Genomic DNA, 12,896 nt, shown 5'->3' with positions numbered 1-12,896 from the left:
CAGGCGCGGCGTGCACGAGGCAGTCGCGCAGCCGCGGACCGGGACGCGGCACCGCGGATGAAGCCGGCGTGCGGAGCGTACGCACCGGCCGCCGCGGGAGACGGACCGGTGCGCATGCGAGGCCTCCCGATCAGCTGCGCTGGACCAGCTGGGAGACGCGCTGCACCGCCACCGATGCGGTGGGGTAGTCCAGCGCCTTCTGCGCCGCCAGCTCCGCCAGCATGGCGAGCGTGAAGCGCAGCGTTGAATCGTCGCGCTGCAGCCACGCCTGCACCTTGGCCTCGGGGCCCGATCCCGGCATCGCAAGGACCTGGCCGACCAGCGCCCGGTGTTGCGCGCCCAGTTCCTCGCGCAACACGCCGCGTGCGACCGCATGCCAGCGCCCGTCCACCTCGAGCCGGTCGATCTGCTCGGTGAGCCACGGCAGGTTGAGCGCCTCGCCCAGACGGAAGTGCAGACGCGCGACCTCGACGGGTTTCTGCCTGCGCTCGCTCGCGACCTCGATGATGTCGCAGGCGGCCTCGAGATACGGCAGCGCAGCCAGCTGCTCGGCGAGATCCGACGGCACCCCCTTGTCGAGCCAGTCCTGGAGCGCGGCGTCGTGGGCGACGCGCTGGGTGTCGGCGATGATCTGCCGCCCGTTGCGGATCGCATGGAAGCCGTCGTGGTAGCGATCGACCGCAGTGGTGATGTCCGGGATCGCGCCGGGACGTGCCAGCAACCAGCGCGTGAAGGCGCGCTGCAGGTTCCAGATCACCTGCAGGGCGTCGACCTGGACCGCCTCGGGCACCTGGCCGTCCAGTGCGTCGATGCGATTCCACAGCGTGCGCGCATCGATGGTCTCGCGGCTGATCGTGAACGCCTTGGCGATCTCGCCCGGCGTGCGCCCGCTGTCCTCCTGCATGCGCATCAGGAAGGTCGCGCCCATGCGGTTGATCATCTGGTTGGTGACCGCGGTGGCGATGATCTCGCGCTTCAGCCGGTGGCGCTCCATCACGGCGGCGTACTTCTTCTGCAGCGGCCTGGGGAAATAGCGCTGCAGCTCGCGCGACAGGTAGGGATCCTCGGGGATGTCGGAATCGAGCATCTGGTCGAACGCGACCAGCTTGGAATAGGACAGCAGCACCGCCAGCTCCGGCCGGGTGAGGCCCTGGCCCTTGGCCTTGCGCTCGGACATCTCGGCGTCCGAGGGCAGGAACTCGATCTGCCGGTCGAGCAGACCCTGCGCCTCGAGGGTGCGGATGAAGTGCCGCTTGGAGCCGAGCCGCGACACGCTCATCCGTTCCATCAGGCTCAGCGCCTGGTTCTGGCGGTAGTTGTCCCACAGCACCAGCTCGGCCACCTCATCCGTCATCGAGGCCAGCAGGGTGTTGCGCGCGGCCAGCGTGAGCTTCTTCGACTGCATCACGTCGTTGAGCAGGATCTTGATGTTGACCTCGTGGTCCGAGGTGTCGACGCCCGCCGAGTTGTCGATGAAATCGGTGTTGAGCAGGACTCCGTGCTGCGCGGCCTCGATGCGGCCCAGCTGGGTCATGCCGAGGTTGCCGCCCTCGCCCACCACCTTGCAGCGCAGGTCGCGGCCGTCGACACGCAGGGCATTGTTGGCGCGATCGCCGACGTCGCTGTGCTGTTCCGAGGATGCCTTGACGTAGGTGCCGATGCCGCCGTTCCAGAGCAGGTCGACCGGCGCGCGGAGGATCGCCGACATCAGCTCGTTGGGCGTCATCGCGGTCGCGTCTCCCTCGATGCCCAGGGCCTCGCGCGCCTCGGCCGACACCGGAATCGATTTCGCGCTGCGCGGCCACACGCCGCCGCCACGGGCGATCAGCGCGGTGTCGTAGTCCTCCCAGCTCGAACGCGGCAGCGCGAACATGCGCTGGCGCTCCTTGAACGAGCGCGCGGCGTCGGGGGCCGGATCGATGAAGATGTGACGGTGGTCGAACGCCGCGACCAGGCGGATGTGCTCCGACAGCAGCATGCCATTGCCGAACACGTCGCCGGACATGTCGCCAACCCCGACGCAGGTGAAGTCCTGCGTCTGCGAATTGCGACCCATCGCACGGAAGTGGCGCTTGACCGACTCCCATGCGCCGCGCGCGGTGATGCCCATGCCCTTGTGGTCGTAGCCCACCGATCCGCCCGACGCGAAGGCGTCGTCGAGCCAGAAGCCGTGCTCGCGGGCGATGCCGTTGGCGGTGTCGGAGAACGTCGCGGTGCCCTTGTCGGCGGCGACCACCAGGTAGGGGTCGTTGTCGTCGTGGCGCACCACGTCGCGCGGCGGCACGATCTTGCCGTCGACGATGTTGTCGGTGATCTCCAGCAGGCCGTTGATGAACAAGGTGTAGCAGGCCACGCCCTCGGCGAACTGCGCATCGCGGTCCCCGCCCGCGGGCGGGCGCTTGACGATGAAGCCGCCCTTCGAGCCGACCGGCACGATCACGGTGTTCTTGACCATCTGCGCCTTGACCAGGCCCAGCACTTCGGTGCGGAAGTCCTCGCGGCGGTCCGACCACCGCAGCCCGCCACGCGCGACCGGGCCGAAGCGCAGATGGATGCCTTCCACACGCGGCCCGTAGACGAAGATCTCGCGGTACGGACGCGGCTTGGGCAGGTCGGGCACGCGGGCGGAATCGAACTTGAAGCTGATCGTCTCGAGCAGCCCGCCGCTGCGCGCGCGCTGGTAATAGCTGGTGCGCAGGGTCGCGTCGATCACGCCGAGATAGCTGCGCAGGATGCGGTCCTCGTCCAGGCTGGAGACACGGTCCAGCAGCCCCTTGAGCGCGGCCCGCGCAGCGTCGTACTGCGTCGAGCGGTCACCCCCGCGCGCATCCAGCACCGGCTGCAGCGCGCCACGGGTGGCCTCGTCGCCGCCCGAGAGTGCCTGCAGCTGGGCGGCGAAGGCCTCGGTGCCCGCCTCGATCTGGGCACGCGATTCGCGGCCCGTCGCCGGGTCGAACCGTGCCTCGAAGACCTCGACCAGAAGCCGCGCGAGCAGCGGATAGCGGCCCAGTGTGTCCTCGACGTAGGCCTGGGAAAACGGCACGCCCACCTGCAGCAGGTACTTGCAGTAACCGCGCAGCACGGCGACCTGGCGCCAGGTGAGATCCGCGCCGAGGATCAGGCGGTTGAAGCCGTCGTTCTCGGCATCGCCCGCCCACACCCGGGCGAACGCCTCGGTGAAGGCGGCGGCCCGGGCCTCGACATCGATCGCGCCGGCCATCGCCTCGACGTAGAAGTCCTGGATGAACATCGGCGTGCCGTCGACCTCGATCCGGGTCGGATGCTCGGCGATCACGCGCAGACCGAGGTTCTCCATCACCGGCAACACGTCCGACAGCGGAATGTGCGTGTCGCGGCGGTAGAGCTTGAGATGCAGTACGTCGCCGCTGCCCACCGGCGCCGGCTGCATGTAGAAACTCAGCTGCAGGGCGTCCGAGGATTCAAGGGCGGCCAGCTTCTCGACATCGGTGGCGGCGGCCTGGGGCGAGGCGAGCTCGATGTAGGCCGGCGACAGCGCACGCCCGATCCGGCCGGCCAGGCGCAGGCCCTCGCCTTCGCCGTGACGCGCCACCAGTTCGTCGCGCAGGTTGTCCTGCCAGTTCCGCACGATCGCCTGGAGCGCCTGCTCCAGCGCCTCGCCATCGATCTCGACCTGGGCGTCGGCCCGCGGACGCACGATCAGGTGCAACTGGGCGAGCGGCGATTCGCCGAGGACCACGCTGGCGTCCACGTGATCGGCGTGCATCACCTCGCGCAGCAACTGCTCGATGCGTCGGCGGACGTCGGTGTTGAACCGGTCGCGCGGAATGTAGACCAGAACCGAATAGAAACGCCCGTAGCGGTCCTTGCGCAGGAACAGCCTGCTGCGCACGCGCTCCTGCAGCCCGAGGATGCCGGTGCCGAGACGGAACAGCTCGTCGGCGGTCGACTGGAAGAGTTCGTCGCGCGGCAGGGTCTCCAGCAGGTGGCGGAGCGCCTTGCCGCTGTGGCCGGTGGGCTTGAGGCCGGATGCGTTCATCACGTACTCGAAGCGCTCGCGCACCAGCGGAATGTCCCACGGCCGCCGGGTGTACGCGCTGGAGGTGTACAGGCCGAGAAAACGCTGTTCGCCGATCACATTGCCCTTGGCGTCGTAGCGAAGCACGCCGATGTAGTCCATGTATCCGGGCCGGTGCACGGTGGACCGCGCACTGGTCTTGGTCAGGATCAGGGCGTCGACCTCGCCGGCGCGCCGCAGCGCGTCGGCGCCGAGCTCGGCGACCGGACGCGATCTCGTCGACGCCGGCGCGCGGAGCAATCCGAGGCCGCTCTCCGGCACCGCTTCCAGCACTTCGCTGCGCCCCTGCCGGCGCACGCTGTATTCGCGATAGCCGAAGAACGTGAAGTGGTCGGTGGCGGCCCATTCCAGGAAGGCCTGGGCCTCGCGCCGGCTGGCGTCGCCGAGCGGCATCGGCCGGCGCTCGAAATCCGCGGCGATCTGCTGCATGCGCTCGCGCATCGGCGCCCAGTCGGCCACGATGACGCGCACGTCGTCGAGCACCTTGCGCACCGTGGCCTCGATGCGTGCGTTGTCCTCCGGCGTCTGCCGGTCGATCTCCAGGTGCATGACCGACTCGGTTTCGCCCTCGCCCACGCCGGACAGCCGGCCGCTGCGATCACGCGCGATCTGCACCACCGGATGGCCCAGCACGTGCACGCCCACGCCCTGCTCGGCCAAGGCCATGGTCACCGAATCGACCAGGAACGGCATATCGTCGTTGACGATCTGCAACACGGTGTGCGGCGACTCCCAGCCGTGGGTCTTCGCGGCCGGGTTGAACAGACGCACGTTCGCGGTGCCGGGCTTGCGCCGCGCTGCGAACTCGAACAGATCCGCCGCCAGCGCGGCCCAGCCCTCGGCGCTGTGCAGGTGGATCTCCTCCTCCGTCATGCGCCGGTAGAACGCCTGTGCGAACGCGCTGGCATCCTTGTGCGCCGCACGGCCGGCACGCCTGCGCACCGCGTCGAAGATCGGGTCCAGCAGGCCCAGCGTCCGCACGCGCACCTGTGTGGCGGGCTTGCGCGCCGACGGCGCGGCGGACTTGGCCGGCGCCGCCTTGGATGCGACCGGTTTCGGAGCGGACGGGGATTTCGTGCCTGGTTTGCGGGGTGTGCTCATGACGACAGAAGGTCCGATGCAATGAGGCCCGCGTTCTCACGCGGGCCGACGGGAAATGGAAAACGGACGACGCCGCCGCGCGGGGCGACGTCGGGGACGACCGACCCGGCAGCGCAGCCGTGCCGTCCACGCGGATGACGGACGCGCGCTGCAGGGCATGCGACGCTCGCCATGGCCGGACTCAGCGCAACCCGGTCTCGTTGCGGGCGATGACCAGGCGCTGGATCTCCGAGGTGCCCTCGTAGATCTCGGTGATCTTGGCGTCGCGGAAATAGCGCTCGATCGGCATTTCCTTCGAGTACCCCATGCCGCCGTGGATCTGCAGCGCCTGATGGGTGATCCACATCGCCGCCTCGGACGCGGTGAGCTTGGCGATCGCGGCCTCGTTGCTGAAGCGCTTGCCCTCGCCCTTGAGCCAGGCCGCGCGCAGGGTCAGCAACAGTGCCGCATCCAGCTTGCACTTCATGTCGGCGATCTTCGCCTGGGTCATCTGGAACGTGCCGATCGGCGCGCCGAAGGCCTTGCGCTCCTTCACATAGGCCAGGGTGGCCTCGTAGGCGGCGCGTGCGATGCCGATGGCCTGCGACGCGATGCCGATGCGGCCGGCGTCGAGCACGCCCATCGCGATCTTGAAGCCCTGGCCTTCCTCGCCCAGCACCTCGTCGGCCTGTGCGACGTAGTCGGCGAACTCGATCTCGCAGGTGGCCGATGCGCGGATGCCGAGCTTGGGTTCGGTCTTGCCGCGATGGAAGCCGTCACGCGTGCCGTCGACGAGGAATGCGGTGATGCCGCGCGCGCCCTTGTCCGGATCGGTCATCGCGAACAGAACGAAATACTTGGCCACCGGGCCCGAGGTGATCCAGCTCTTCTTGCCGTTGATCACGTAGCTGCCATCGGCCTGCTTGACCGCGCGGCACTTCATGGCCGTGGCGTCGGACCCCGACTGCGGCTCGGTCAGCGCGAAGGCGCCGATCTCTCGGCCCTCGGCGATCGCGCGCACGTATTGCTGCTTCTGCGCTTCGGTGCCGTGGGTCAGGATGCCGTTGCAGAACAGCGAGTTGTTGACCGACATGATGGTCGAATGCGCTGCATCGGCTGCGGCCACCTCGATCATCGCCAGCACGTACGAAATGGGGTCCATGCCGGCGCCGCCGTAGTCGTCGGACACCTCGATGCCCATTAGGCCGTTCTCGCCAAGCAGGCGCATGTTCTCGAGCGGAAACTCGCCGCTGCGGTCGAAATGCTCGGCGCTGGGGGCGATCTTCTCCTGGGCGATCCGGCGCGCAATGTCCTGGATCATCAACTGCTCTTCGCTGAAACCGAACTCCACGGCGCCCGCACTCCTCACGTAGACAAGGCGGCAATTGTAGCGACCTCCATTGCATCTCTGGCGTCCGCCGCATGGCGCGACGCAGCATAAACGCGGCTTGAACGCCGACGAGCCGACTCTTGCGCCTCTCGCAAACGTCGGAAGACCGATCGCGCGCCTTGACCATCGACACGCGCGGCGCGGACAATCATCTCTGTATCGCGATACGGAGATATGGATGGACCTCGAAGCCTGGTCGGCGCGACTCAAGACCCTTGCCGATCCCACGCGCGTGCGCCTGCTGGCGCTGCTCGAGGTCGAAGAGCTTACCGTGGCCGAACTGTCATCGATCACCCGGCTCGCCCAGCCTCGGGTGTCCACCCATCTGGCCCGTCTCAAGGACGCCAATCTGGTCCGCGACCGGCGCGCCGGCGTGTCGGCCTATTACCGGTTCGACGATGCCGCGCTCGATCCCGCGCAACGGGCCCTGTGGCAGGCGCTCAGCACCGGCAGCGATGACCCCCTGCTGCGCCAGGATGCCGAGCGTGTGCCCGGCGTGCTGGCGATGCGCGCCGCCGACCAGAACTGGGCCGACACCGTCGCCGGCGACATGGAACGGCACTACTCGCCCGGGCGCACCTGGGAAGCGCTGGCCCGATCGGCGCTGCCCTTGCTCGAAACCGGCGACGTGCTCGACATCGCATCGGGCGACGGCGTGCTGGCCGAGCTGCTCGCGCCCCATGCACACCGCTACATCTGTCTCGACGCCAGCCGACGCGTCGTCGCCGCCTCGACCGAGCGGCTCAAGCGCTTCGCCAACGTGGACGTGCGCGAAGGCGACATGCACGCCCTGCCCTTCGAGGACGCCAGCTTCGATCTGGTGGTGCTGATGCATGCGCTCACCTACGCCAGCAAACCCGCGCAGGCCGTCACCGAAGCCGCGCGCGTGCTGCGGCCCGGAGGCCGTCTGCTGCTGTCGAGCCTCGACCGCCACGGGCACGAGGCCGTCGTCCAGGCCTACGGCCACGCGAACCTCGGCTTTCCTGACAAGGAACTGCGCCGGTTCGTCACCAAGGCGGGACTGGAGATCCACAGCGCCGAGACCGTCACGCGCGAGAAACGGCCGCCGCACTTCCAGGTGATCTCGATCATCGCGCGGAAGCCGGAATGAGCTGGCTGCATCCCGAACGGGTCGCGGCCCTCGACGCCGCGCTCGCGCGCCGCATCCTCGTGCTCGACGGCGCGATGGGCACGATGATCCAGCGGTACGCACTCACCGAAGCCGACTACCGCGGGGATCGTTTCGCCGAGGGCTACGACGCCCTCCATGCGGCGGACGGCCACGCGCACGGCGCCGGCTGCGGCTGCGAGGGCCACGACCAGCGCGGCAACAACGACCTGCTCACTCTCACCCGCCCCGACATCATCCAGGGCATCCACGCCGACTATCTCGCCGCCGGCGCGGACATCGTCGAGACCAACACCTTCAACTCGACGGCCGTGTCGCTGGCCGACTACCACCTGCAGCACCTCGTCCACGAGCTCAACCGCGAGGGCGCGGCGCTGGCACGCGCGGCCTGCGATGCCGCGCAGGCGCAGACGCCGGATCGGCCGCGCTTCGTCGCGGGCATCCTCGGCCCGACCAGCCGCACCGCGTCGATCAGTCCCGACGTCAACGACCCCGGCTATCGCGCGGTGACCTTCGACGAACTCGTCGCGATCTATCGCGACGCCGCGCACGGGCTCATCGACGGCGGCGCCGACATCCTGATGGTCGAGACCGTGTTCGACACGCTCAACGCCAAGGCCGCGCTGTACGCGGTCGAGACCGTGTTCGACGAGCGCGGCGGCCGGCTGCCCGTGATGATCTCCGGCACGATCACCGACGCTTCCGGCCGGACGCTGTCGGGCCAGACCGCAGAAGCCTTCTGGTACTCGTTGCAGCACGCGCGTCCGCACGCGGTCGGGCTCAACTGCGCGCTCGGTGCGAAGGACCTGCGGCCGCATGTCGAGACGCTCTCGCAGATCGCGCAGACCTGTGTGTCCTGTCACCCGAATGCCGGTCTGCCCAATGCCTTCGGTGGCTACGACGAGACGCCGGCGGACATGGCCGAGGTACTGCACGAGTTCGCGACCGCAGGCCTGCTGAATATCGTCGGCGGCTGCTGCGGCACCTCGCCCGACCACATCCGTGCCATCGCCGTGGCGGTCGCCGATGTCGCGCCCCGGCGACCGCCCGTCACATCGGAGGCCGCCGCATGAGCCGTCCGCGGCATATGCGCCTCTCCGGCCTCGAACCGCTGGTCGTCACGCCGGAACTGCTCTTCATCAATGTCGGCGAGCGCACCAACGTCACCGGCTCGGCGGCGTTCCGCAAGCTGATCAAGGAGAACCGCTACCCGGAGGCGGTCGAGGTCGCGCGCCAGCAGGTCGAAGGGGGCGCGCAGATCCTCGACGTCAACATGGACGAGGGCATGCTCGATTCCGAGCACGCGATGACGACCTTCCTCAACCTGATCGCGGCCGAGCCCGACATCGCGCGCATTCCGGTGATGGTCGATTCGTCGAAGTGGAGCGTCATCGAGGCCGGGCTCAAGTGCCTGCAGGGCAAGGGCGTGGTCAATTCGATCTCGCTCAAGGAAGGTGAAGCCGCGTTCCTCGAACAGGCGCGCAAGGTGCTGCGCTACGGCGCCGCGGTCGTGGTCATGGCCTTCGACGAAGTCGGCCAGGCCGATACCAAGGACCGCAAGGTCGAGATCTGCACCCGCGCCTACCGGCTGCTGACCGAGGTCGTCGGGTTTCCGCCCGAGGACATCATCTTCGATCCCAACATCTTCGCCATCGCCACCGGCATTCTCGAGCACGACAACTACGCGGTCGATTTCATCGAGGCCACACGCGAAATCCGCGCCACGCTGCCGCATTGCCACGTCTCGGGCGGCGTGTCCAACGTCTCGTTCTCGTTCCGCGGCAACGAGGTCGTGCGCCAGGCGATCCACGCGGTGTTCCTGTTCCACGCGATCCGCGCCGGGATGGACTTCGGCATCGTCAACGCCGGCGCGATGCCGATCGTCGACGATCTCGACCCCGAGCTGCGCGAGTGCGTCGAGGACGTGGTGCTCAACCGCCGCAGCGATGCCACCGAACGCCTGCTCGATCTGGCCGAACGCTACAAGGGCAGGAAGGGCGCAGCCCGCGTCGAGAACACCGCCTGGCGCGAGGCGCCGGTGCAGCAGCGGCTCACCCATGCGCTGGTGCACGGCATCGACCAGTACGTGGTCGAGGACACCGAGGAGGCACGACAGGCATTCACGCGGCCGCTGGAGGTCATCGAAGGCCCGCTGATGGCCGGCATGAACGTCGTCGGCGACCTCTTCGGCGCGGGCAAGATGTTCCTGCCGCAGGTGGTCAAGTCCGCGCGCGTCATGAAGAAGGCCGTCGCCTACCTGCTGCCCTACATCGAGGCCGAGAAACTGCGCACCGGCGACGTCGGCAAGAACAACGGCCGCGTGCTGATGGCGACGGTCAAGGGTGACGTGCACGACATCGGCAAGAACATTGTCGGCGTGGTGCTGGCCTGCAACAACTTCGAGGTCGTCGACCTCGGCGTCATGGTCCCCACACAGACCATCCTCGACAAGGCGCGCGAGGTGCAGGCGGACGTCATCGGCCTGTCGGGCCTGATCACGCCGTCGCTCGAGGAGATGAGCCACGTCGCGCGCGAGATGAAGCGCCAGGGCTTCGAGACGCCGTTGCTGATCGGCGGCGCGACGACCTCGCGCGCGCATACCGCGCTGAAGATCGCGCCGCACTACGCCTCGCCGACGGTGTGGGTGAAAGACGCCTCGCGTGCGGTCGGCGTCGTGCAGTCGCTGATCAGCCCCGAGCTGCGCAGCGCCTTCGTCGTCGCCAACGATGCGGACTACGCCGAGATCCGCGCGCGCCACGCCAATCGGGGGGACGCGAAACGACTGGTGTCGCTGGCCAAGGCCCGCGCGCAGCGCTTCGACGGCGAGTGGAGCCGGTACGCGCCGCCGGTCCCCAACAACCCGGGCGTCCACGTCGTCGACGACTGGCCGCTGCAGGATCTGGTCGAGATCATCGACTGGACGCCGTTCTTCAACGCCTGGGAACTGTTCGGCCGCTATCCGGCGATCCTCGCCGACGAAGTGGTGGGCCCGCAGGCCACCGAACTGTTCGACGACGCACAGGCGATGCTGCGCAGGATCGTCGACGAGAAGTGGCTGACCGCGAAGGCCGTGTTCGGCCTGTGGCCGGCGCACAGCGTCGGCGACGACGTCGTGCTGCGCCACGAGGGCGGCGAGGCCACCCTGCACTTCCTGCGGCAGCAGGTCGACAAGCCGGTCGAGCGCCCGGACTTCTGCCTGGCCGATTTCATCGCGCCGAAGGACAGCGGCGTCGACGACTGGATCGGCGCATTCGCCGTCACCGCCGGCATCGGTATCGATGCCCACGTCGCCCGGTTCGAGGCCGCGCACGACGACTACAACGCGATCCTGCTGAAAGCGTTGGCCGATCGCCTGGCCGAAGCGCTGGCCGAAGGCCTGCACCAGCGCGTGCGCATGCACGACTGGGGCTACGCGGCGGACGAGGCGCTCGACACTGCCGACCTGATCGCCGAGAAATACCGGGGCATCCGCCCCGCTCCCGGCTACCCCGCCTGCCCGGAGCACAGCGAGAAAGGCACCCTGTTCGACCTGCTCGATGCACCCGGCAAGGCGGGCATGACCCTGACCGAGAGCTTCGCGATGCTGCCGACCGCGGCCGTGTCGGGCTACTACTTCAGCCACCCCGGGAGCCAGTACTTCGTGGTCGGGCGCGTCTCGAAAGAACAGGTCCAGGACTACGCGAAGCGCAAGCAGGCCACGCTCGCGCAAGCCGAGCGCTGGCTTGCGTCGAATCTGGACTACGACCCGGAGTGAGCGCCGTCGCCGTCGCCGTCACGGCGCCGGCACTAGGCTGTGCAGCCGGTTCACCCGATGGAGCGACCATGCGACGACGTCCCGGTCACGGTGCCGCGGCGACTGCCGTGGCGGCCTGTCTGCTTGCAGCCTGCAGCCCCGCGCCGCTGCCCCAACCCGCGGTGGATCGGTCCGCTGCGGTCGGCGCGGACACCACGCTGGTCATCGACAACGCGCGGGTCTTCGACGGCGAACGCGATCTCGGGGTCGTGGCCCTGGTCATCCGCAACGGGATCATCGAGCGCATCGAACCTGCCGGGGTCGGCGTGTCGCCGGCCGAGACGCGTCGTGTCGACTACCGCGGACACTGGGTGATCCCGGGCTTGATCAACGCGCACGCCCATGTGGGCAACACCCTCGGGACCGAGCACGGCGACCGCTTCTATACCCGCGACATCGTGATCCGCGATCTTCGCCAGTTCCAGGCATACGGCATTACCACGGTGGTCGCGCTCGGCCTGAACGGCGAAGGGTTCACCGACATCCGCGACGAAGTGGCGACCACGCCTGCGCTCGGTGCCCAGCTGCTCGGCGCCGGGGCCGGTGTGGGGACGCCCGAGGGCGCCCCACCGGCCGCGAACATGGGCCTGCAGCGCGATGCGGTCGCGCGTCCCGCCGACGCCGTCTCCGCGCGCGAGGCCGTACGCGCACAGGGCGCGATCGGTGTCGACCTGATCAAGTTGTGGGTCGACGACCTCGGTGGAAAAGCGCCGCCGATGACCGCCGAGGTCTATCGGGCCGCGATCGACGAGGCGCACCGCCACGGACTGCTCGTCGCCGCCCACATCCACGATCTCGCCCCGGCCGCCGACCTGGTCGCCAGTGGCGTGGACATCATCGCGCACGGCGTGCGCGATCGGCCGGTGGACGATGCCCTCGTGGCCGCGATGCGCGCCGCCGGCACCGGATACATCGCCACGTTGCAGATCGACGAGGCCAATTACGTCTACGCCGAGCACCCGGAATGGCTGGAAACCCCGTTCCTGCGCAATGCCCTTCCCGCGGCAGTCCATGCACGCTGGTCGGACCCGCAGTGGCGCGCCGACACGCTGGCCGATCCCGCGACGCAGCGTGCGCGCGATGCGGTCGCGATGAACCTGCGCAACCTCGGCACACTGCGCGCCGCAGGCATCGCCATCGGTTTCGGGACGGATGCCGGCGCCCTGCCCCACCGCGTGCCCGGGTTCGCAGAGCACCGCGAACTGGAACTGATGCAGCAGGCCGGCTACAGCCCGCAGCAGGCCCTCACGGTGGCCACGCGGGATTCGGCACGGCTGCTCCGGCTCGAGGATCGTGGCCTGCTGGCACCGGGACGTCGGGCCGATTTCGTCGTGCTCGGCCAGGATCCGCTGCTCGACATCCGCAATACACGCGCCATCGAGGCGGTCTGGCAGGCCGGCGTGCAGGTGGGCGGGCCGGTGCGCGACTACGCCAACGAGTGAACCGA

Annotated in this window: 6 protein-coding genes; 4 read left to right on the top strand and 2 right to left on the bottom strand. The window is 68.8% G+C overall.

The window, feature by feature from the left end; translation table 11 throughout:
• Positions 1-130: 130 nt before the first annotated feature.
• Together H0E82_RS15535 and H0E82_RS15530 are read right to left on the bottom strand one after the other, a co-directional pair.
• Positions 131-5,158, bottom strand: coding sequence for an NAD-glutamate dehydrogenase (locus H0E82_RS15535; protein ID WP_180546360.1), 5,028 nt, complete (start codon positions 5,156-5,158; stop codon positions 131-133).
• Positions 5,159-5,339: 181 nt separating this feature from the next.
• Positions 5,340-6,488 (bottom strand): acyl-CoA dehydrogenase family protein, encoded by a 1,149-nt coding sequence (locus H0E82_RS15530; protein WP_328797058.1) that lies wholly within the window; start codon positions 6,486-6,488, stop codon positions 5,340-5,342.
• Positions 6,489-6,705: 217 nt separating this feature from the next.
• Between H0E82_RS15530 and H0E82_RS15525 the strand changes: the two genes are divergently transcribed.
• The 4 genes from H0E82_RS15525 to H0E82_RS15510 all read left to right on the top strand — a co-directional run bounded on the left by H0E82_RS15525 (position 6,706) and on the right by H0E82_RS15510 (position 12,891).
• On the top strand, positions 6,706-7,638 hold the full coding sequence (locus H0E82_RS15525) for an ArsR/SmtB family transcription factor (protein WP_180546358.1): 933 nt from the start codon (positions 6,706-6,708) through the stop codon (positions 7,636-7,638).
• Positions 7,635-8,729, top strand: a complete 1,095-nt coding sequence (locus H0E82_RS15520) for a homocysteine S-methyltransferase family protein (RefSeq protein WP_180546357.1) — start codon at positions 7,635-7,637, stop codon at positions 8,727-8,729. Before H0E82_RS15525 ends, H0E82_RS15520 begins: the two co-directional genes overlap by 4 nt.
• Positions 8,726-11,410 (top strand): methionine synthase, encoded by a 2,685-nt coding sequence (metH, locus tag H0E82_RS15515; protein ID WP_180546356.1) that lies wholly within the window; start codon positions 8,726-8,728, stop codon positions 11,408-11,410. The genes H0E82_RS15520 and metH overlap by 4 nt, the downstream gene beginning before the upstream one ends.
• A gap of 68 nt (positions 11,411-11,478) precedes the next feature.
• A complete protein-coding gene (locus H0E82_RS15510) occupies positions 11,479-12,891 on the top strand; it encodes an amidohydrolase family protein (RefSeq protein ID WP_180546355.1) in 1,413 nt (470 codons plus the stop codon).
• Positions 12,892-12,896 lie beyond the last annotated feature (5 nt).

The organism is Luteimonas deserti, from assembly GCF_013425765.1.
GTDB classification, from domain to species: Bacteria; Pseudomonadota; Gammaproteobacteria; order Xanthomonadales; family Xanthomonadaceae; genus Luteimonas; species Luteimonas deserti.
This window is presented reverse-complemented; position numbering and strand designations above follow the sequence as displayed.